The organism is Hymenobacter seoulensis, from assembly GCF_054780535.1.
In genome coordinates, this window is the sequence record NZ_BAAGWD010000002.1 from 723,887 (window position 1) to 744,599 (window position 20,713).

The 20,713-nt window shown below is 53.5% G+C and carries 17 protein-coding genes; 10 read left to right on the forward strand and 7 right to left on the reverse strand.

The genetic code is table 11. The annotated features are described in order from the left end of the window. Positions 1-97 precede the first annotated feature (97 nt). Complete coding sequence (locus ACYVHC_RS10895; RefSeq protein ID WP_460613752.1) at positions 98-1,477, reverse strand: Nramp family divalent metal transporter; 1,380 nt, start codon at positions 1,475-1,477, stop codon at positions 98-100. A 251-nt stretch (positions 1,478-1,728) separates the two neighbouring features. Here ACYVHC_RS10895 and ACYVHC_RS10900 point away from each other — a divergent pair, with 251 nt between their 5' ends. Next, on the forward strand, positions 1,729-2,757 hold the full coding sequence (locus ACYVHC_RS10900) for a cation diffusion facilitator family transporter (protein ID WP_460613753.1): 1,029 nt from the start codon (positions 1,729-1,731) through the stop codon (positions 2,755-2,757). A 26-nt stretch (positions 2,758-2,783) separates the two neighbouring features. On the opposite strand, the gene ACYVHC_RS10905 is transcribed toward ACYVHC_RS10900, so the two are convergent. Beyond that, positions 2,784-4,181, reverse strand: a complete 1,398-nt coding sequence (locus tag ACYVHC_RS10905) for a PQQ-dependent sugar dehydrogenase (protein ID WP_460613754.1) — start codon at positions 4,179-4,181, stop codon at positions 2,784-2,786. A 152-nt stretch (positions 4,182-4,333) separates the two neighbouring features. Here ACYVHC_RS10905 and ACYVHC_RS10910 point away from each other — a divergent pair, with 152 nt between their 5' ends. The 3 genes from ACYVHC_RS10910 to ACYVHC_RS10920 all read left to right on the forward strand — a co-directional run bounded on the left by ACYVHC_RS10910 (position 4,334) and on the right by ACYVHC_RS10920 (position 8,141). Then, entirely contained in the window at positions 4,334-4,768 is a 435-nt protein-coding gene (locus ACYVHC_RS10910) for a GNAT family N-acetyltransferase (protein WP_460613755.1), read from the forward strand. A gap of 139 nt (positions 4,769-4,907) precedes the next feature. Continuing rightward, positions 4,908-5,552: an HD domain-containing protein gene (locus tag ACYVHC_RS10915; RefSeq protein ID WP_460613756.1), complete on the forward strand. Its 645-nt coding sequence runs from the start codon at positions 4,908-4,910 to the stop codon at positions 5,550-5,552. Between the two features lie 135 nt (positions 5,553-5,687). Then, positions 5,688-8,141, forward strand: a complete 2,454-nt coding sequence (locus tag ACYVHC_RS10920) for a prolyl oligopeptidase family serine peptidase (protein ID WP_460613757.1) — start codon at positions 5,688-5,690, stop codon at positions 8,139-8,141. Positions 8,142-8,263: 122 nt separating this feature from the next. Here the strand turns inward: ACYVHC_RS10920 and ACYVHC_RS10925 are convergent, their stop codons facing one another. Continuing rightward, positions 8,264-9,085 carry a phosphatase PAP2 family protein gene (locus tag ACYVHC_RS10925; RefSeq protein ID WP_460613758.1) on the reverse strand — a complete coding sequence of 274 codons (822 nt, stop codon included), beginning with the start codon at positions 9,083-9,085 and terminating at the stop codon, positions 8,264-8,266. Positions 9,086-9,304: 219 nt separating this feature from the next. On the opposite strand from ACYVHC_RS10925, the gene metK reads away from it, so the two are divergent. After that, positions 9,305-10,567, forward strand: coding sequence for a methionine adenosyltransferase (gene metK, locus ACYVHC_RS10930; RefSeq protein WP_460613759.1), 1,263 nt, complete (start codon positions 9,305-9,307; stop codon positions 10,565-10,567). 96 nt (positions 10,568-10,663) lie between these two features. On the opposite strand, the gene hpf is transcribed toward metK, so the two are convergent. The 4 genes from hpf to ACYVHC_RS10950 form a co-directional block, all read right to left on the reverse strand. After that, on the reverse strand, positions 10,664-10,963 hold the full coding sequence (hpf, locus tag ACYVHC_RS10935; RefSeq protein ID WP_460613760.1) for an HPF/RaiA family ribosome-associated protein: 300 nt from the start codon (positions 10,961-10,963) through the stop codon (positions 10,664-10,666). A gap of 34 nt (positions 10,964-10,997) precedes the next feature. After that, positions 10,998-11,885, reverse strand: a complete 888-nt coding sequence (locus ACYVHC_RS10940) for a site-specific integrase (protein ID WP_460613761.1) — start codon at positions 11,883-11,885, stop codon at positions 10,998-11,000. Between the two features lie 154 nt (positions 11,886-12,039). Beyond that, positions 12,040-12,240, reverse strand: coding sequence for a 30S ribosomal protein S21 (gene rpsU / locus ACYVHC_RS10945; protein WP_460613762.1), 201 nt, complete (start codon positions 12,238-12,240; stop codon positions 12,040-12,042). Positions 12,241-12,401: 161 nt separating this feature from the next. Beyond that, positions 12,402-13,541 (reverse strand): acyl-CoA dehydrogenase, encoded by a 1,140-nt coding sequence (locus ACYVHC_RS10950; protein WP_460613763.1) that lies wholly within the window; start codon positions 13,539-13,541, stop codon positions 12,402-12,404. A gap of 240 nt (positions 13,542-13,781) precedes the next feature. Here ACYVHC_RS10950 and ACYVHC_RS10955 point away from each other — a divergent pair, with 240 nt between their 5' ends. The 5 genes from ACYVHC_RS10955 (at position 13,782) to ACYVHC_RS10975 (ending at position 20,678) form a co-directional block, all read left to right on the forward strand. Further along, complete coding sequence (locus ACYVHC_RS10955; RefSeq protein WP_460613764.1) at positions 13,782-14,732, forward strand: polysaccharide biosynthesis/export family protein; 951 nt, start codon at positions 13,782-13,784, stop codon at positions 14,730-14,732. A 63-nt stretch (positions 14,733-14,795) separates the two neighbouring features. Further along, complete coding sequence (locus ACYVHC_RS10960) at positions 14,796-17,243, forward strand: P-loop NTPase family protein (protein ID WP_460613765.1); 2,448 nt, start codon at positions 14,796-14,798, stop codon at positions 17,241-17,243. A gap of 18 nt (positions 17,244-17,261) precedes the next feature. Further along, a complete protein-coding gene (locus tag ACYVHC_RS10965) occupies positions 17,262-18,026 on the forward strand; it encodes a tyrosine-protein phosphatase (RefSeq protein ID WP_460613766.1) in 765 nt (254 codons plus the stop codon). A gap of 46 nt (positions 18,027-18,072) precedes the next feature. Continuing rightward, a complete protein-coding gene (locus ACYVHC_RS10970) occupies positions 18,073-19,089 on the forward strand; it encodes a Rossmann-fold NAD(P)-binding domain-containing protein (RefSeq protein ID WP_460613767.1) in 1,017 nt (338 codons plus the stop codon). Positions 19,090-19,280: 191 nt separating this feature from the next. Further along, complete coding sequence (locus ACYVHC_RS10975) at positions 19,281-20,678, forward strand: tetratricopeptide repeat protein (RefSeq protein ID WP_460613768.1); 1,398 nt, start codon at positions 19,281-19,283, stop codon at positions 20,676-20,678. Positions 20,679-20,713: the final 35 nt, after the last annotated feature.

Sequence of the window (20,713 nt, forward strand, 5' to 3'; positions counted from 1 at the left end):
TAATATTTAGATGAGTCTAAACCTGTGGGCCCGAAAAAAGCGCAAATGGTGCGCTTTTTTCAAGTGAAGTACTAGGGCAGTTTGCAGCGCAAACCGCTTACCCAAAGAAGGTTTCCCAGAGCAGGTACACGTTCAGAACAATGATGATAGCCGAAACTACCCACGCCAGCCACTGTACCCAGGGCTTGTTCACGAACACACCCATTTTGGCTTTGCTCCCCGTGAACATAACCAGCGGTACTACCGCGAAGCTGAGCTGAAACGACAAGATGACCTGACTAAGCACCAACAGCTCCCCGGTACCTTTCTCGCCATACAGCAGCGTTACAATGAGGGCCGGTACTACAGCAATGCCGCGCGTAATCAGGCGACGCAGCCAGGGCCGCAGGCGCAGGTTCAGGAAACCTTCCATCACAATCTGGCCGGCCAGCGTACCCGTGAGCGTGGAGTTCTGACCCGATGCCAGCAGCGCCACAGCAAACACGGCTGAGGCCGCGCCGGCACCTAGTACCGGGGCCAGCAGCTCATGGGCCTGGTTGATGTCAGCTACATCGTGGCGGCCATTTTTGTGGAAGGCAGCGGCAGCAGTTACCAGAATGGCGGCATTCACGAAGAACGCCAGAAACAGGGCCAGGGTACTGTCGATGGTTGCAAACTTGATGGCCATGCGCTTACCGGGCTCGGTTTGCTCAATGGCCCGCGTCTGCACAATGCTGGAGTGCAGGTACAGGTTGTGGGGCATAACGGTAGCACCCAAGATGCCAATGGCAATGTAAAGCATGCCGGGCGTGGTGACTACCTCCGGCCGCGGCACCAACCCGGCCAGAATCCCAAAATAGTCGGGGTTCGAGACGATGATTTCATATACGAAGCAGCCAAAAATCAGTACAATCAGGCCGGCCACAATACTTTCCAGCACCCGGAAGCCTTTATTCTGAAACAGCAGCACTACCATCACATCCAAGATGGTAAGTACTACCCCCCAGGGCAGCGGCAACCCAAACAGCAGGTTCAGGGCAATGGCCGAGCCGATAACCTCGGCCAGGTCGCAGGCGGCAATGGCTACCTCACACAGAAACCACAGCACCATCGAAACGGGCTTCGAAAAATGGTCGCGGCAGGCCTGGGCTAGGTCGCGGCCCGTTACAATGCCCAGCTTGGCGGCCAAGTGCTGCAGCAGCATGGCAAACAAGTTGGAAATCAGAATGACGGAAAGCAACGTATACCCGTAGCGCGAGCCGCCGGCAATGTCGGTGGCCCAGTTTCCGGGGTCCATGTAGCCTACTGCCACCATCAGGCCCGGCCCCCAGAAGGCCAGCAGCTTCCGCCAGAACGAGGCATCTTGGCCGGGCACCCGAATAGAGGCATACACTTCCTGCAACGAAGGCGCATTACGGGCATGCCGCCAGCCTGATTCGGGCGGCGGAGTGATGCTAGGTGGAGTTGTATCGGGAGGCGTTTGTAGGGTTGAAGGCATAGAGCTATCTACTAGGTCCGGCAAAGGTCCAAAGTGGCTGGTACTTACAAAGTAAGCGAATTTTAGCCTTGTCTAAATTTATTTTTAAGACAGTCTACATACTGTTTTTGTTTTGAAAAGTTGCGAGCCGACACAGAAACCGGAATTTTCCCGGAATTTTGTTGCCCTCGTTCGTGTCATTCCTTGCCCGACCAGAAATCTGATTACCCAGCTCAGCCGGTATACGCTGGTTCCATCCTGTTTGCTTTCGAATGACGTCCCGCTTTGCTGCCCGCTCCATGTTCACGCTACCGCTCAAAACGCGGTATGCCCTGCTTTCCCTGGTAGTAAGCGTGGTACTGGTGGCCATAAAGTTTTATGCGTGGCTGCTGACTCGCTCGCAAGCCGTACTAACGGACGCCCTCGAATCGATTATCAACGTGGTAGCCAGTGGCTTTGCGCTGTATAGCATCTACCTCGCTAGCCTGCCCAAAGACGAAAATCACCCCTACGGCCACGGCAAAATAGAGTACCTGTCAGTAGGCTTTGAAGGGGGCCTGATTCTGATGGCGGGCGTATACATTTTCTACACCGCGCTGCAGTCGTTGCTGCACCCGCACGCCATTGAGCGGCCCGACTGGGGCATGGTGCTGCTCGCCATTACGGCCGTAGTAAACTTGGGCACTGGGTTTCTGCTGATTCGGGCCGGGCGTACGCATCATTCGCCCACGCTGGTAGGGGATGGGCAGCACCTGTACCTCGACGCCGTGAGCACTTTTGTGTCGTGCGCGGCGCTGGTGCTGGTGCTGTTCACCGGCAATGTGGTCTTCGACTCCGGGGCGGCGCTGGTGCTAGGGGTATTCATTGTGGTAAATGGCTACCGCATGGTGCGCCGCTCCGTATCGGGGCTGATGGACGAGGCCGATGATGCCACTGTGCAGCACGTAGTGGCCGAGCTACAGGAGCACCGCGAGCCCGCATGGATTGACGTGCACAACCTGCGCGTGGTGCGCTACGGCGCCAATCTGCACATCGACTGCCACGTGACGATGCCCTACTATTTCAGTCTGGAGCAAACCCACGAGCAGGTGCACCGCATTGAGGTGCTGGTCGATCAGGAGTTTGAAGTGCAGGTAGAAATGTTCGTGCACGCCGACCCGTGCACCTTTGCCGCCTGCTCGCACTGCCACATGCCCGACTGCCCTGTGCGGCAGCACCCCTTCAGCCAAGAAATTCCCTGGACGATGGCCAACGTGGCAAAAAACGAGCGGCATCAGCTAGCCGAGCCAGTACAGGGATAGCATAGCCTAGAGGGCTAACAGTTTAGCTACTCTACCACCAGGCGCTGCGTAGCCATACCCGTTTTTACGGAATACACGCCCGCGCGCAACCCCTGCAAAGACAGGGTTACGATTGATTGGCCGGCCTGGAATTGGGTTGAGTGCACTGTGCGGCCTAGGGCGTCCTGTACTTCTACCGGCGTGGTAGCCGTTGCGGGCGTGGGCAATTGTAGCGTGGCGGTTTGCTGCGCGGGGTTTGGCCAAAGGCTCAGATTGCGGTTCCGGGTGGGGGTAGTAGAAGTGGGAACGAATGCACGGTTTTCCAGCACCAGAATTCTATCATCGGTAGGAGCAGGGGTAATGCGGCCGTCGCGGTTGCTGGTGCCCACGTACACCCGGCCCTGCGGCGAAACGCAAATAGCGCGCAGCCGCCCGAAGCTGGTTAGGTAATCTGAAAAGGGCAGCGGAATGGCGTCGCCGGCCGCGTTCAGCGTGAGGGCTGTGAGGCGCGACGCTTTCAGGGACAGCAATAACAGCTTGCCTTGCCAATCCGGAATAGCCGGTGAGTTGTAATACGTCAGGCCCGATACGCCCCGCGTAGGCGTCCAGACGGCCAGTGGTTCGCGCACATTGTTGGCGGTGCAGAAAGCCTGTTCAGTGACCCCGCTGCACAGGCCTGCTACGGTGGGCCAACCGTAGTTGCGGTTCGGCTCAATCAGGTTTACTTCATCATCGGTGTCCGGGCCGTGCTCTGAGCTATAAATACGGCCTCCCGGCCCCTGTACCAGGCCTTGTGGGTTGCGGTGGCCTAGTGTGTACACCAGGCTTCCGGCTACCGGGTTATCGGTCGGAACGGTTCCATCCAGGTTCAGGCGCAATATTTTACCATTTAAAGAAGCTGGGTTTTGCGCCTGGGGCTGTTGCTGCGCATCACCGGTGGTCATCAGCAACGTTTTATCGGGCAGAATGAGCAGGCGAGAACCACTATGGGTGCTGGTGGCTGGTATATTGGCCAGCAGCACCAGCGGGCTGACCAACGTACCTGCCGCGTACGTTAGGCGCACCAGCTTTTCTTTGTAACCATTGTCGTTGTAGTTGTACACCACATACACATACGGCGAGGTAGCAAAGTCGGGGTGCAAGGCCATGCCCAACAGGCCGCCTTCTAAGGAAGTAGCCACATCGGGCAGCGTTACCAACGGCGTAACCTCACCGGAGGCAGGGTTTACACGACTAATGCGGCCACCCCGCTCTGTCATCCAAATAAAGTCATCAGGCCCCCACACTAGCTCCCATGGCACCTGCAAACCCGTAGTAAGGGCTGAAACGGTTACCGTCGTGCTGCCCACCGGAAACGTGGTAAGCACCGGTGCCGTTTGGGCCTGCGCACAGGTGGCGCTAGCTACTCCTATAACCACAGTCCAGATAAAGTTCAGGTGTTTCATAGTCAGGTTGTTGTAGCTTGATATGGTCAATAGAAGCTAACGTAGCGCCTCAGATTTCGGATTACCCCTGCTGGAGTTTTAGCCTAAACTGCCTTTCTTACCCCAGTGCCTTACTAGGCACCGTCCATGCCCAAAGCTCTGTTCCGCCCGCTATGTATACTGTCAGCCCCGATCCTGCCCGCCTCAATGTGACGCTTATCCACCACTACTTATCTGAAGAGTCGTACTGGGCGAAAGGTATTCCGCGCGAAACAGTTGAGCGAGCCATTGCCAATTCGCTCACTTTTGGCGTCTATACTCCGGAAGGCGCGCAGGTGGCATTTGCCCGCGTAGTGACGGATAAGGCCACTTTTGCCTGGCTCTGCGACGTTTTTGTGCTAGCCAACTACCGCGGGCAAGGCATCAGCAAGCAGCTGATGGAGGCCGTATGGAGCCACCCTGAGCTGCAGGGCCTGCGCCGACACCTGTTGGCTACCCTGGATGCACATGGCCTCTACCAGCAGTTTGGGTTTCAGGAGCTGGCGGCCCCTGAGCGCTACCTGGAAGTGCGGCGCCCCAACCCATACGGAGTGCCCACGGCCAATTAAGCAAGTGGCTCGGCAACGGAACGTAGGCAAGACCGCTACGTTAGGAAAGCAACCTTTTCGGCGCCGAAAGCTTTCAGATACTACCTATATTTTCTATCCGAAGCCACCTTCCTTTACTTGCCTTGATCCGCTCTGCCCTATGAATACTACCCTGAGCGCCCGCTGGCACCGCCTCACTACCCCGTTACTGGCTGATAAGGACCGTCGCACGGCCACCTATCAGCAGCTGGCGGGCGCGTACGGTGCCTCCGACCGGCACTACCATGCCCTACCACACGTGCGGGCGCTGCTGGATACCGTGAGTAAGCATGCCGCTTTGGTGCAGGATCGGGAGGTAGTGGAGCTGGCCGTGTGGTTTCATGATGCCGTGTACAGCACCCTGCGCGATGACAACGAAGCCCGCAGCGCCTTGCTAGCCCTGGAGTTTTTGGAGCACACCACGCTGCCAAAGGAGCGCCGCCAACGGGTAGCATTTCTGATTGAGTGTACCAAAGACCATACGCAGCCGCAGCTCCCTGATGCCGATCTGCACTTCTTCCTCGATGCTGACTTGCAGATCCTCGGCGCTCCGGAGGCCGACTACTGGCAGTATGCCCGGCAGGTGCGCCAAGAGTATCGGCTGGTACCCGACTTTATGTACCGCCGTGGCCGCCGCAAAGTGCTGGAAAAGCTACTCGGCGTCAGTGCGCTCTACCGAACCCCGCATTTCCACGAGAAGCTGGATACGCAGGCCCGGCGCAATTTGCAGGCCGAGCTGAAAGCCTGGGAAAACGGCAGTGTATAAGCCGGCGGGCACTTAAGCCAGCAGCACAAGCTAGTGGATTGGGTAAAAGGCGAATGAAAGGCGCAACGCCTGTTGTGAAGACGCGTCCATTGGGCGCTGTGTGCTATGTTGCAGCCTGATCTTCCCCCCTCTGTCATGCCGAACCGTTACCGTTTAGTGCTGAGTGCCGTCCTAGGGCTGCTTGCGGGCCAAGCCCACAGCCAGCAGCTGGCTCCGCTTACCGTTGAGAAAATAATGCGCGACCCGGCCCAGTGGCTCGGCAACTCGCCCAGCAACATTTCCTGGTCAGAAGATGGTAAGGCCATTTACTTCAGCTGGAACCCCGAAAAAGCGCGCCGCGACTCGTTGTATACCGTAGCACCGAATGGCGGCAAGCCGCGCAAAGTAAGCCTGCGGGAGCAGCTGAGCCTGCCCACCTCCAACGGCGAATACGACCAGCGCTACACCCGGAAAGTGTATGAGCGCGACGGTGACATCTATCTGCTGGACCTGAAAACGCAGCGGGTGCGGCGCGTTACGAATACGGCGGAACGGGAAACCGATGCGCAGTTTGCGCTGCTGGGTAAGCTAGTAAGCTACACGCGGCAGGGCAACCTCTTCACTTGGGACCCCACTACCGGCGAAACGGTGCAGCGCACCGACTTCCGCTATGGCAACCGGCCCCGCACCGGCGAGCCCACCGATAAATCAGAGAAGTTTCTGAAAGCCCAGCAGCTGGCGTTGTTTGAGGTATTGCGCGGCAAAGAGCAAGATGCCAAAGCCCGCCAACAACTACAGAAAGCCTTGGCTCGGCTGCGACCTAAGTCTATTTGGCTCGGCCAGCAAGTGGTGCGCAACCTGCGCCTCTCGTCCGACGGCCGCTACGTTACCTACACGCTGGTGCAGGAGCCAAGCGGCGAAAAACGCGCGCTGGTACCCAATTTCGTCACTACCTCGGGCTTCACCGAAGACATCAACACCCGCCCCAAGGTGGGTGCTGCCCAAACGGCTTACGAGCTGGGCCTCTACGATATCGGGCGCGACACCACATTTGTACTAGGGTATAAAGAGCTGCAAGGCCTCGATGAGCAGCCGGCTTACCGCAAAGAGTACCAGCTGCAAGCCAAAGCGCCTACCCCCGCTGATACGGTAAAGGCCGGCAGCACGCGCAAAACCAAGCCAGCCACTGAAATGCGCCGTGTGGTGCCCTTCGGTCCGTTTTGGTCCGATAATGGGCAACACGCTTTCCTAGTCATCCGCAGCGCCGATAACAAGGACCGCTGGATTGTCAGCCTCGACCCCGTCACCCAGAAAATTAAGCTGCTCGACCGCCAGCACGATGATGCCTGGATTAACGGCCCCGGCATTGGCTACGAAGACGGTAACGTAGGCTGGATGCCCGATAATCGCCACATCTGGTTTCAGAGCGAGGAAACCGGCTTCAGCCACCTTTATACCGCCGATATTACCTCGGGCCAGAAGAAAGCCCTGACTAGCGGCCGCTGGGAAGTGCTCAAAGCCCAACTCAGCCGCGACCGGAAAACGTGGTACCTCACGGCCAATAAAACCCACCCCGGCGAGCAGCACTTCTACCGCATGCCCCTGGAAGGCGGCGCCATGACGCAGGTTACGACCCAGACGGGGGCTAGTGAAGTTACGCTCTCGCCGGACGAGAAAACGCTGGCCGTGCGCTACAGCGCCTCCAACAAGCCCTGGGAGCTGTTCGTGATGGACAACAAGCCGGGAGCTAAGCTGCGCCAGCTCACGCATAGCACTACCCCCGAGTTTGAGAGCTACCCCTGGCGCGCCCCCGAAGTTATCAGCTACAAAGCCCGCGACGGAGCCGATGTGTACGCGCGCTTATACCGCCCCGTCAACCCCGTAGCGCAGGGCCCGGCTGTGGTTTTCGTGCACGGCGCCGGCTACCTCCAGAATGCCCACAAATGGTGGAGCACCTACTTCCGGGAGTACATGTTCCACAACCTGCTCGTCGATAAAGGCTACACGGTGCTCGATATCGACTACCGCGGTTCCGCCGGCTACGGCCGCGACGTGCGCACGGGCATCTACCGCCACATGGGTGGCAAAGACCTCACTGACCAGGTAGACGGCGCCAAGCTCCTCACGGACAAGTATGGCGTTAGTCCGCAGCGGATTGGTATTTACGGCGGCAGCTACGGCGGCTTTATCACCCTGATGGCCATGTTCACCCAGCCTGAGGTGTTTAAGGCCGGTGCCGCCCTGCGCTCCGTTACCGACTGGGCCCACTACAACCACGACTACACCGATAACATCCTCAACGAGCCTTACAACGACTCCCTGGCCTATGTCCGCTCGTCGCCCATTAACTACGCTGCCGGCCTAAAAGGCGCCCTACTCATGTGCCACGGTATGGTCGATACCAACGTGCACTTCCAGGATATTGTACGCCTCTCCCAAAAGCTGATTGAGCTGAAAAAGGAAAACTGGGAGCTGGCGGTATATCCCGTCGAAGACCACGGTTTTGTGGAGCCCACTTCCTGGACCGATGAGTACCGCCGCATTCTGAAGCTGTTTGAGACCAACCTAAACCCTAGTGCGCCAGCTACCGGCTCCACCGGCGGCCAGTAACGGAAGGTCAAGTCTGGCGCCTGAGGTACTGCCCCTGGCGATAAGCTCAACTTGCCTAGAGCTAGCCTTTGTGCGGTTTAGAGGAAAGCGTGACCTAGTAGGGTACTAGGTCACGCTTTTGCTTAAAGCTGTTTGGTAAGTAGGAAGCCACTATAAGCATGGCCCTCCAGATTCCGTCCCTGAATGGGCAATACCGACAGGCTACTGCCACTTTTCTTGTGTAGTTGCGGAATCAATATTCCTGACAAAGCGCCGACGGTGTAGCCCACAATGTTATCAGACAGAAAGTGCTTGCCTGCCTCCATGCGCGTGTAAGCTACTGCTGCTGGCACCAGTGCCGCGGCGCCCCATACAAACGGCTCAGCCGGCGAGTCTGGGTTGAAATCGTGAAATACTTTGGCCGCAAAAAAGGTAGCCGTGGCAGTATGTGCCGTATGCCCCGCGAAAAAGGAGTTAGTCGAAATCTTACTATTCCGGTCGCCGCCACCTTCTGTGCCATACAGAAATGGACGATACCGATACACATTTCCTGCGGTTAGCGTGAAAGCAGCATCAGTGGCCACCAACGACTGCAGATAAAGCCCTAGCACTTGGCCGTAGTTTCCCCGGATGTCAGCGTTTAACGCCAGCAAGCCGGGCGCAACTACCAGAGAGCCATAGCAAAGGAAGTCACCGGCCGTTTGGGCCGTATTGCTGTAGTTGCCGGCCGAAAAACGGTCAAACTTCGGGATGTCGTTTTTGTCTAATGCGGCCACCTCCGCATTGGTAAGGCCTTTTTTTTGCTGAATCAGGTAAAGTCCTAGGCCACTGGCGGCGCCCAACCCCAGCGTGATGGGAGCATCAACGGCAAAGCGCGTGCGGTACGGCGTGGTGTTGCGCTGGGCTTGCGCCGTAGAGCAGGCCAGCGACAAAGAAATTACAAGCGAGAGTATCGTTTTAGTCATGTAGGAGGGGAGTAAGCAGAACAGTTGAGGCCTAAACGCAACTTTTGCCCGGAGGTTGGGGCCAGAAAATGAGGCTGCCCCGTGGTATTTGTCTGGTCCCACTACTTCTTGAGTCTCTTATACATTTAGAAAACTTGTAGCTTTGCGACCCTGCCTGACCTAGTCGTGGCGGCGGGGCAGGGGCTGCCGGCCCCTAGCGTACTTCTACCCTATAAGCTGATGCCGTACCTGTTCACCTCCGAATCCGTTTCGGAAGGCCATCCCGATAAAGTAGCTGACCAGATTTCCGATGCCATCCTCGACGAGTATTTGCGTCAGGACCCTACGGCCAAAGTTGCTTGCGAAACCCTGGTTACCACCGACTTTGCCCTAGTGGCGGGTGAAATCAAATCGACGGCTCACGTGAAGGCTGAGCCCATTATCCGCGAAGTCATTCGCCGCATTGGGTACAACAAGCCGGAATATCTCTTCAACGCCGATACCTGCGAGGTGATGAACCGCCTGCACGAGCAGTCGCCGGATATCAACCAGGGAGTAGAGCGCGCCAAGCCCGAGGAGCAAGGTGCCGGCGACCAAGGCATGATGTTCGGTTACGCCACCCGCGAAACCGAAAACTACATGCCACTGGCGCTCGACCTGTCGCATCGGTTGCTGCGTGAGCTGTCGGCCATTCGCAAAGCCGGCCAGGAAATGACCTACCTGCGCCCCGATGCCAAAAGCCAGGTAACCATCCGGTACAACGACGACAATACCCCCGAGGCCATTGAAACCATTGTGGTGAGCACCCAGCACGATGAGTTCGATGCCAACGAGCAGACCATGCTCAAGCAGATTGAGCAGGATATTAAAACCATCCTGATACCGCGCGTGAAAGCGCAATTGGGCCAGGAAGTGCAGGACCTCTTCACCAAGGACATCACCTACCACATCAACCCCACGGGCAAGTTCGTGATAGGTGGCCCCCACGGCGACTCCGGCCTCACCGGCCGCAAAATCATTGTGGATACTTACGGTGGCAAGGGCGCCCACGGCGGCGGTGCTTTCTCCGGCAAAGATTCCTCTAAAGTAGACCGCTCAGCCGCGTATGCGGCCCGCCACATTGCCAAGAACCTGGTAGCCGCCGGCGTGGCTGATCAGGTGTTGGTGCAGGTAGCCTACGCCATTGGTGTAGCCGAGCCGGTTGGCGTGTTTGTAACCACTTACGGCACTACCAAAGTTACTGGCGCCTTCGGGCATCTGCTCACCGACGGCGAAATCGCCGCCAAGGTGCAGCATATTTTTGATCTGCGCCCCTATGCCATTGTAAAGCGCTTGGGCCTGCAGAACCCCATTTTTGCCGAGTCGGCTGCGTATGGCCACATGGGTCGTCAGCCCGGCACCAAGCAGGTACAGGGCGCTGATGGCACTTCCCGCACCGTGGAAACCTTCACGTGGGAAAAGCTGGACTATGTTGACGCCATTAAGGCAGAGTTCGGCCTATAAGTTACCCTAGTAAACCAGCAGCAAAAAGCCCCAACCTTCTTCAAGGTTGGGGCTTTTTTTATAGCGCGTGGTCTGCGCGTCTAAATAGCAGGAAGCTTAATGAGCAGTTAGTTTTTCTTTATACCGCGTAATCTGGCGCTTGAGGCTGTCGGCCGCGGCATCGGTAGCCGCTTCAAAGGTACCGGCATCTTCTTGGGAGAAAAGGGTAGAGCCTGGCACGAAGAGCTTAATCTCCACCGTCTTATTGGCGATACCATCTTTATTGTTCAGGCGCAGAATAACTTCGCCTTCTGTCACGCGGTCATAGAAGGTTTCGAGTTTATCGAGGCGCTTCTGGATGAAGTCGAGCAGTTTCTGGTCGGCATCAAAATGCACCGATTGCATCTGTACTTTCATCGGTCGTGGGGTTAAGAGTAAATGAAGAAACAAATCAGGCCTTTGGGTGGGCCTTTTCAAAAACAGATTTCAATTTGTCAATACTCAGGTGAGTATATACCTGAGTGGCAGCCAGGTTGGCGTGCCCAAGTAGCTCTTTGATGGCGTTTAGATCGGCTCCTTTGCCTAGTAAATGGGTGGCAAAGGAATGGCGCAACACGTGTGGGTGCTGCTGCCCAGAAGCAGTAGTAATTTGACTTAAATAGTGCTTTACTGTCCGATATACAAACTTTTCATAGAGCGGCTCTCCTTTATCCGTAACGAGTAGGGACCGGCGCACGTTGCTCTCCGAGCCAAATTCGCGTTGTTTTTGGGCTATATAGCGTTCTAGCACTAGAAGGAGTGTGGGGTTAAGGGGCACTACCCGTTGCTTGTTGCCTTTGCCAGTTACGCGCACCGTGTGCCCAGCCAAGCTAAGGTCATCGTGGCCGATGCCAATAAGCTCTGAGAGGCGAATGCCAGTGCCATAGAGCAGCTCCAATATCAGTTGATCGCGGACTCCGTCAAACGTAGTTGGAAACTCGAATGTATTCAGCAATGCATTCAATGAATCTTCCGGCACAAAATCAGGAAGCTTCTTGGCCACTTTCGGTGACGTGATGCGCAGCATTGGGTTTTTCTGTACCGCGCCAGTACGCAGCAAAAATTTGTAGTAAGAGCGCAGGCAGGCTATTTTCCGATTGACCGTCCGCGGGTCTTGGTGCTGCTGCATGAGTTCTACTACCCATGAGCGGATTAAAGTATGATCGGCCTGGGTAGCATCAGCTAGCTCGTAGGTGGTCTGCAGGAAGGCTGCAAACTGCCGTAAATCAGTCTGGTAAGAAAGGACGGTGTGAGGGCTGTAGCGCCGCTCAAATCGCAAGTAGTCAAAAAACAATTCCATATTTCCGGCTCCGACTGTTGAGGTCAGATATCCAATGTATGGAATTCAACGCAGGAAAAAAACACAATACTGCGCACACGAAAAAACCCGCTGATTTGCGCCAGTGGGGCAAATCAGCGGGTTTTTTCGTCCTAGCTTGAGCAGCGGAAGCCGACTACGCTTCGGTAGCGTCGGGGCCGTAGGTGGCTAGCTTGTAGATAGCCTTCTGCTTCTGCTTACGATTGGTGATGGAAGGCTTCTGGAAGAAGGTGCGGCGGCGCAGCTCTTTCAGAACGCCGGTGCGCTCAAATTTCTTTTTGAAGCGCTTGAGCGCACGGTCAACCGACTCGTTTTCTTTGATTTGGACGATGATCATATCTTCAGTGAACTTAGGAACCCGAACTTGGAGGGGCCGCAAAGATAGATAATGATACTAAATGATGCAAATGATTAAGAATGCAAAAGGTAACAAGTCAATAGAGTAGCCTCTTTTCTGTACCTGTTGCAGCACTTTACCCATTGTATCTACCTAGTAATTTACTTCAGCAGGGCGCGTGCAATCACCAGTTTTTGAATTTCCGACGTGCCTTCGCCAATGGTGCACAGCTTGGCGTCGCGGTAATATTTCTCGGCTGGATAATCTTTGGTGTAGCCGTAGCCGCCAAAAATCTGCACGCCCTCGTTGGCTACCCGCACCGATACTTCCGACGCATACAGCTTAGCCATTGCTGACTCCAGGTTTACGTTCAGGCCGCGGTCTTTCATATCAGCGGCGCGGTATGTGAGCAGTGAGGCAGCCTCTATCTCGGTAGCCATATCAGCCAGCTTAAAGCTAATGCCTTGGAAATTGCTAATGGGCTGGTTAAACTGATGACGCTCTTTGGAGTATTGCAAAGCAGCTTCGTAAGCGCCTTGCGCAATACCCAAGCTAAGCGCCGCAATACTGATGCGACCGCCATCCAGCACCTTCAACGACTGCACGAAACCATCGCCAACTTTACCAATAACGTTCTCCTTTGGTACGCGGCAGTCGGTGAAAATCAGCTCGGTGGTTTCAGAAGCACGCATCCCTAGCTTATCTTCTTTCCGGCCAGCTTCGAAGCCTGGCGTGCCGCGCTCTATAATAAAGGCAGTCATACCATGCGAATCACCTACTTCACCCGTGCGCGCAATCACGACGGCTACATTGCCGGTTTTGCCGTGCGTAATGAAATTTTTGGCACCGTTCAGTACGTAGTGGTCGCCATCTTCAATAGCTACAGTGCGCATGTTGCCTGCGTCGGAGCCGGTGTTAGGCTCGGTAAGGCCCCAGGCACCAATCCATTCGCCCGAAGCTAGTTTCGGAAGGTATTTATGCTTTTGTTCTTCCGAGGCGTGCTGCAGGATATGGCCCGTGCAAAGTGAGTTATGTGCGGCCATGCTCAGGCCAATGCTGCCATCAATTTTGGCTAATTCAGCAATGGCAGTTACGTATTCTACATAGCCAAAGCCAGCGCCGCCATATTCCTGGGGTACCAATACGCCCATCAGGCCTAGATCACCCAGTTTATGAAATACTTCTTTCGGAAATTCCTGTGTTTCATCCCAGCGCATCATGTGGGGCTTGATGTGCTGTGCGCCAAAATCACGCACCATCTGGGCAATCATTGTCTGGTTTTCGGTTGCTACCAGTTCCATAGTACTAGGGGTGGGGTGGGAAATATGTGGGAAGGTACGACAAGAACCGGCACAGGCCGGTTTTGGGTCCGCGAAAGTAGGATTTTACTGCCGCACAAGCCAGTACAGTATTTAGTGCTAGAAGGCATGGATTTTGAAAGCGGGCACTAATTAGGTTACTTTGATGGTTTTTCAGGCAATTATCGGCATATGTAGCCACTGCCTTTCTGTTGTAAATCTGACCTTGGCTTGCCAGCCTACATGAATAAAACCACCTCTGGACACCTGCTGCGTCTGCTGATGCTGTGCCTGCCTCTGGCGGCACTTACTTTCTCTTGCACTACTTCTCGCGTACGGCAGCAAAATATTCTATTCCGTACGGATGGAACAGGTAGCATTGACACCGCTCGTTTGCGAGATGTAGTTAACCGGGCGGAGCGTAACTATATCATCCAACCGAACGATTATCTGAGTGTTCGGGTGTTCACCAACAAAGGTGAGCGAATCTTAGATCCTAACGGCGAGTTGTTCTTCGGTTCACCCAACGGAACTAATACCGGTGGTGGCGGATTTAGTCGGCAAGGAACCTCAGGTATATCTGGGGGAGGTATGCAGCGTCTGGGCGGCCAGCAAGGTCAAGGTTCTGTGAACGGTCAGCAGGGAGGTACTGAATTTTTAGTCCAGCATGATGGCATTGTAAAGTTGCCAATGGTGGACTACGTGAAGATTTCAGGCTTAACGCTATTGCAAGCTGATAGCCTCTTGCAAGTAAAGTACACTGCTTTTTATAAAGATGTGTACGTCATCACCCGGGTTACCAACAACCGAATTGTAATTCTTGGTGCTACTGCGGGCGGAGCCAGGGTTGTGCAAATGCTTGATGATAATATGAATCTACTAGAAGTATTAGCTCAGGCTGGTGGCATCTCAGGTGGCTTTGTGGGGCCTAGTGGGGGTAGCGGCCAATCAGGCCGCGCTGACAACATCCGCTTGATACGAGGTGACTTGAAGAATCCGCAGGTGCAAATCATCAACCTCACTACAATTGATGGTATGCGTCGGGCTAATCTGCAGGTAGAGCCAAATGACATTATTTACGTAGAACCTATTCGTCGTCCGTTCTATGAGGCTTTAGCTGACGCTACGCCGCTTTTCTCCTTCTTGGGAGGGCTGTCCGGACTGGCTACGCTTATCATCGCTATTTCAAGATAAGCTTCATAATCTCAACAGTTCCTTCGGGTTTCGCTGAAGGCAATTTTCACTACTCATTACTACATGGCGGCGAAAGAAGAAGCTGAACTGGAAGAACTAATTCGTAATTCAGGAGCTGAGCCAGACGAGGACGAAGGCGGAGGGTTTGACTTGACCATACTTTTCATGGTAGTGCGTAAAAGCCTGCCATGGATGCTACTGCTTATTTTACTTGGCTTGACAGCTTCTTGGTTGTTTTTGCGCTATACCCAACCCATATATAAATCCTCCTCAACTATTAAAATAGATGAGAAAACTGAAGCAGGTGTTCTAGGGTTAGGCGCAATCGGAGGAGCAGCGGAAAAGCAGCAAAGCATCACTAATCTATCAGGTGAAGTTGAGCTTATTAAATCTGATATTATCTACAGGCAACTGAAAGATTCATTACGCCTTGCCGTCAATTATTACGTGCAAGGAACAGTTCTTGAAAGTGAGCTCTACAAAAACTCCCCATTTCGAGTAGAATACACAGCTAGCCAGGATGCACTCTACAATACTAAAGTAGGGGTGCAATTTTTGTCTAATAATCGTTTGCGTTTGCAGTGGCTCATTAATGATGCCGAGCAATCTGGAGAGTACTCTATTGGAGAACAAGTTTCAATTTTAGGATTCAAGCTGAGAATCTACCCTACTGCATTTTTTAATTCAGAAGTCGCTGGTAGAGAATATTCCTTTGTAATCAATGATGATGCAAGTCTCAATGCATATTTAAGTCAAAACTTATTGGTTGAAATTGTAAATATTGATGCTAGTACAATAGGTATTTCTTTTACGGATCATAATCCAATAAAAGCACGTGATATAGTTAATAAGACTGATTCGGTTTATCTGGTAGAGAAGCTAGAACGGAAAAAGGAGCAGGCCGCCCGTGCTACTCGCTATATTGATGATCGATTAGGGGAGAATAAGCAGGACTTGCAAAAGGCTGAGGAAGAAATGCAGGCTTTTGTCAAGAGAAATGGTACCTATGATGTCAAAGAAGAGGTGGGTCAGATTACTACTTTGCTAGAAACAGCAGAGGAGGAGCGCGAGAAACTACAGGAGCAGGCGGACATGCTGGCAAGCTTAGCCGTATTAATTGAGCAAAAGCAAATTACAACCAGAGAGGATGGCGATGTAACACAGGCAATTCCTGCATTAGCAGAACTCAAAGACGTTCAGTTAACACAGCGTATTACAGACCTGAGCAACTTGCAGATAGATTTGCAGCGAGCAGAATTATCTTATCAGCCAGGTGCTACCACTGCTCTGCAGACGAAAGAGTTGCAAATCACGAATACGAAACGAATTATTCGGGAATTGCTACAGAAAAACCAACAGCTGATCCGGAGGCAGCTAGCCAAGATGGATGCCAAAAGAGCTGAATTGGAGGGACGGTTACGGCAATTGCCGGAAAGGCAGACGGAGCAAGCACGCTTACAGCGCCCCTTGGAGTTGTATGAGAAATACAACGTCAACATGATGGATAAGAAAATCGAATTTGGTATCGAGATGGCTGGAGCCACTGCCGATTTTCAAATTCTATCTCCTGCTACTACACCTAGCATTCCAATTGCGCCGGTTAAAATGATGGTGTATGCCATTGGCTTGGCTGCTGGAATTGTATTAGGGTTAGGCTTAATAGCCGTTCGGTATTTATTGCACAATACGGTAACCAGTGCCAAAGAATTAGAGCGAAATACTACGGCTTCTGTTTTGGGTATTATCCCTACTTACGATAGAGAAAAGATGAGTGTCTCTAAGTTGGTAGTGGATAAGAATCCAAAGTCAGCTATTTCAGAATCAATTCGCTCGATTCGTACTAATCTGGAATTTGTTGCTTCTTCCAAAAAGAAACGGCTTATTTCTATTACCTCTACGGTAAGCGGGGAAGGTAAGACTTTTGTCACCGTTAACTTGGCCGGGATTATTGCTGCTTCAGATCAGCGCGTGGTCGTGCTTGATCTTGATATGCGGAAGCCTAAAGTGAATTTGGCTTTTAATGCTGGAAACATTAAGGGGGTAAGTACTATTTTAATTGAAAAGCATACGTGGCAGGAGTGCATACAGCATACTTCCATACCAACGCTTGATTTTATTTCGGCGGGTCCAACGCCTCCAAATCCTTCGGAATTAATTCTGAGTTCTCATTTTGATGAGCTTATTAATAACCTTCACGCACAGTACGACGTTGTGATTATTGATACGCCTCCTGTGGGTTTAGTAACCGATGGTATTCTTATTATGAGAAAGGCGGATGTTCCTATTTATATTGTTAGAGCTAATTATTCTAAGAAATCATATCTGAAAAACATTAATAAATTAATTCGGACAAATGGTTTTACCAAACTGTGCACTATTTTGAATGATGCCCAAGGTGGTGGAGGCTATGAGTATGGTTACGGGTATGGCTATGGCTATGGCCAAGGATATTATGAGGAGCCGACGGTAGCAAAAGGCTTATTCTCCCGCTTTCGAAAGCGCGCATCCTAATTCCATGCGGCGCTAGTAATGTCATTCTTTCAGAAATTATTCGGGCAAACTGCACACGACAACGGAGCCAGCATAACGCTGGCTCCGTTGGGCGTTGATATGCATTCTCATTTGCTGCCTGGGCTTGATGATGGAGCGGAAACGGTTGAACAGTCAGTAGAACTGCTGCGGCAACTGCAGGAACTGGGGTACCACAAGTTGGTAATGACGCCGCACATCATGGGTGACTTTTACCGCAATACGCCTGCTCAAATTAAGGAAGCACTTGAGGTTTTGAAACGGGCCGCTTTGGCGGCGGGTATCACGGGCATGACCTTGGAATGCGCGGCCGAATATTACCTGGATGAATGGTTTGCTGAGAAAATGAACTCCGGAGAAGAGTTGCTCAGCTTCGGGGGCGACCAGCGTTATGTCCTGTTTGAAACGTCGTACATCAACGAGCCCTTCAACTTTCAGGAAACAGTTTTCAATCTGAAAGCCTCGGGGTACCAGCCTGTATTAGCCCATCCGGAGCGGTATACTTACCTGTATGGGCGTTTCGAGGAACTGATCAGAATACGGGAGGAAGGAGTACTGCTACAAGTAAACCTCAACTCGCTGGTAGGGTATTATTCCTCGGGAGCGAAGCGAGTGGCAGAAAAGCTAGTGGACGCGGGTATGGTAGATATGGTTGGAACTGATGCCCATAATGTGAAGCATCTGGACAACATCCGGACAAAGGTGCTGGCTAATCCATATTTGCCGAAGGTGCTGGCGCTTCCGCTTCTTAATAATACTTTATAGTTCCCAACCCCCTAGTACTTCTCTTTCACTAGCCCATTTCCGCTCGATGATATTTGTTACTGGTGGCAGTGGCCTAGTAGGTAGCTTTCTGATATCGGCGCTGGTAGCTCGCGGGCTGCCTGTACGCGCCCTGTATCGGGAGCAGATTCCGGATATACCTAATGCTGACCAAGTAGAATGGGTGCCGGGTGATATAAGGGATGGGCTAGGGTTGCGTACGGCCTTAGAAGGCGTTACACACGTATTTCACTGTGCTGGCCTTGTGTCGTATGCGCCGCAGGATGAAGAGGCGTTGTTGCAAATAAACGTAGAAGGTGCCGCGAACCTAGTAGATGCCTGCCTGGAGCGCCCCGGCTTGCGCCTCGGCTTCGTTTCCTCGGTAGCGGCACTAGGTGGCGGAATAACACCAACCGACGAACAACCGACAGCTGGCCCACTGCTGATAGATGAGAATGCCAAATGGGACTTGGGTGCTGAGCACAACGCGTATGCAACCTCCAAGTACCTCGGTGAGCTGGAAGTTTGGCGCGGTATTTCAGAAGGACTGCGCGCTGTTATGGTCAACCCATCTGTTATACTGGGCCCTGCTGACTGGGACCGAAGCAGCACGCGGTTGTTCCGATATGCCTACAACGAACACCGCTTCTACACCCCCGGGAATATCAATGTAGTGGATGTGCGGGATGTGGTGGAAGCACTGCTTCGCCTGACGCTCGATTCTGACAGTAGTGGGGAGCGGTACGTGCTGAATGCAGCAGCAATTCCGCTGCATAGCTTCCTGACGCAGGCCGCTGCTTGCTTTGGTAAGCGGGCACCCAGTGTAGCAGTGCCGGAATGGGCCGCCGAAACGATTTGGCGAGTAGAACATGTACGCTCCATGCTAACCGGAGCCCGGCCCCTGATTACCAAAGACACTGCCCGGGCAGGAAGACGCGCCGTTGAGTATCGTGCTGATAAGATCAAAAAAGCCATAAACCTGGAATTTCGGTCCGTTTCTGAAACTATTGCGTGGTGCTGCGCCGGGTTGGGCGCTCACGCGAGGGTAGCAAAACAGGCCAACTAGTGCAGATGTAAAGCAGCTGGGTTGGCGAAGTTAGGCTGCCTAGTAACGCCAGATATTCCTGCCTGAACCTGCTTGGCTCCGGTGCGGTTGTTGTATATTAAGGGCGTAGGCTGTTTGTATAGCAAACAGCCTACGCCCACCCACGAAGTCTGCCGTTTTGGCGGCTCCGTGTTGATTGTAGCAGGATGAGAATGAACGAAAACTTCGAGGATCAGGATGAAATACTAGCTACTGTGCGCCGTTTCGAGCACATGGTGGCTAATAATGAGCCGGTGTTTTTTGACCTGGCTGATTTTGAAAATATAATTGACCATTACACTACCAATACGCTGTACGAAAAGGCTCTGCAAGCCTGCGAAGCAGCCATTGCGCAGTATCCGTTCAGCACGGAACTCCTGATTGACCGCTCACAGGTACTGGCTATGAAAGGCGAGTACGCTGCGGCCAGTACGCAAATTGAGGACGTAGCGCACTTAGAGCCGGATAATCCGGATGTGGCCGTTACGCGTGGAATCATTGCCACCCAGAAAGGTGACTTTGCGGAGGCTGTAGCGTTTTTTCATCAGGCCTCAGAACGGGCGCAGGACCGTGACGATATCTATTTCAACCTCGGGCTAGCTTACCAGAGCTGGCAGAAGTATAAGAGCGCCGCCAAGTATTACAAGCAAAGCCTTCGCCTGAACCCCGACAATGATATAGCGGTACAGGAGCTGCTGTATTGCCTGGAGGTAAGCGAGCGACTAGAGAAGAACCTTGAGTTTTTTCGTCGTTTCACGGATGAAGACCCTTATTCGGCAGTGGCGTGGTACAACCTGGGCCAGGCATACTACCGCTCCGGCAACCTAGATGATGCTATTAGCGCTTTCGAGTATGCCATCCTGATTGACGGGAAATTTCATGAGGCGCATGGGTTCCTGGCCAGCGTGTATGTCACCCAGGAGCGCTACCGCGCAGCCATCGGTGAGTTTGAGTTGAGCTACCCCGAAGGGGAGCCTAGCCCGGAAGCGTTGTGCAACATTGGTGAGTGCCACGAAAAGCTGGCCGAATGGGATTTGGCGCGCCGGTTCTATCAGCGGGCCATTGACCAGGACCCCGAAATGGACGAGGCTTGGTTTGGTATGGGCATCGTGATGAACGTACAGGAGAAGTTCTTCGAGGCCATTCACTTTTTCCGCAAGGCCGTGAGCCTCTATGAAGAAAGTATTGAGTACTGGCTGGCCCTGGCTGCGGCGGAATACCAGATTGGTAATGTGGTGTCGTCCATTGAAGCCTATGAGAAAGCCACTGAGGTGGCACCCGACAGCAAAGACGCTTGGCTGAACTGGAGCATTATCCTGTATGAGCAAGGCAACTTTGATGGGGCCATTGACCTGATGCGCAACGCCGTGGAAATTCAGCCTCTGGAGGCCGAGCTGCACTACCGCTTGTGCGCTTACTTGCTGGCGGGTGGCCGCTACCGCGAAGCCTACCAGTGCCTGGAAAATGCGCTGGTGCTGGACTTTGATAAGCACCGGTTGCTGTTTGAATATTTCCCCGAGCTAGAGTCGCAGAAGGCACTGGCGCGCCTGATTGATCAGTATCGGAAGTAGACTGCACGTTTGAAGGGCTGGGGCCTGGGAACCGT

Coding starts and splice junctions, on each gene's coding strand:
- ACYVHC_RS10895 (WP_460613752.1), bottom strand. CDS start 1,477: ATGCCTTCAACCCTACAAACGCCTCCCGATACAACTCCACCTAGCATC.
- ACYVHC_RS10900 (WP_460613753.1), top strand. CDS start 1,729: ATGACGTCCCGCTTTGCTGCCCGCTCCATGTTCACGCTACCGCTCAAA.
- ACYVHC_RS10905 (WP_460613754.1), bottom strand. CDS start 4,181: ATGAAACACCTGAACTTTATCTGGACTGTGGTTATAGGAGTAGCTAGC.
- ACYVHC_RS10910 (WP_460613755.1), top strand. CDS start 4,334: ATGTATACTGTCAGCCCCGATCCTGCCCGCCTCAATGTGACGCTTATC.
- ACYVHC_RS10915 (WP_460613756.1), top strand. CDS start 4,908: ATGAATACTACCCTGAGCGCCCGCTGGCACCGCCTCACTACCCCGTTA.
- ACYVHC_RS10920 (WP_460613757.1), top strand. CDS start 5,688: ATGCCGAACCGTTACCGTTTAGTGCTGAGTGCCGTCCTAGGGCTGCTT.
- ACYVHC_RS10925 (WP_460613758.1), bottom strand. CDS start 9,085: ATGACTAAAACGATACTCTCGCTTGTAATTTCTTTGTCGCTGGCCTGC.
- metK (WP_460613759.1), top strand. CDS start 9,305: ATGCCGTACCTGTTCACCTCCGAATCCGTTTCGGAAGGCCATCCCGAT.
- hpf (WP_460613760.1), bottom strand. CDS start 10,963: ATGAAAGTACAGATGCAATCGGTGCATTTTGATGCCGACCAGAAACTG.
- ACYVHC_RS10940 (WP_460613761.1), bottom strand. CDS start 11,885: ATGGAATTGTTTTTTGACTACTTGCGATTTGAGCGGCGCTACAGCCCT.
- rpsU (WP_460613762.1), bottom strand. CDS start 12,240: ATGATCATCGTCCAAATCAAAGAAAACGAGTCGGTTGACCGTGCGCTC.
- ACYVHC_RS10950 (WP_460613763.1), bottom strand. CDS start 13,541: ATGGAACTGGTAGCAACCGAAAACCAGACAATGATTGCCCAGATGGTG.
- ACYVHC_RS10955 (WP_460613764.1), top strand. CDS start 13,782: ATGAATAAAACCACCTCTGGACACCTGCTGCGTCTGCTGATGCTGTGC.
- ACYVHC_RS10960 (WP_460613765.1), top strand. CDS start 14,796: ATGGCGGCGAAAGAAGAAGCTGAACTGGAAGAACTAATTCGTAATTCA.
- ACYVHC_RS10965 (WP_460613766.1), top strand. CDS start 17,262: ATGTCATTCTTTCAGAAATTATTCGGGCAAACTGCACACGACAACGGA.
- ACYVHC_RS10970 (WP_460613767.1), top strand. CDS start 18,073: ATGATATTTGTTACTGGTGGCAGTGGCCTAGTAGGTAGCTTTCTGATA.
- ACYVHC_RS10975 (WP_460613768.1), top strand. CDS start 19,281: ATGAACGAAAACTTCGAGGATCAGGATGAAATACTAGCTACTGTGCGC.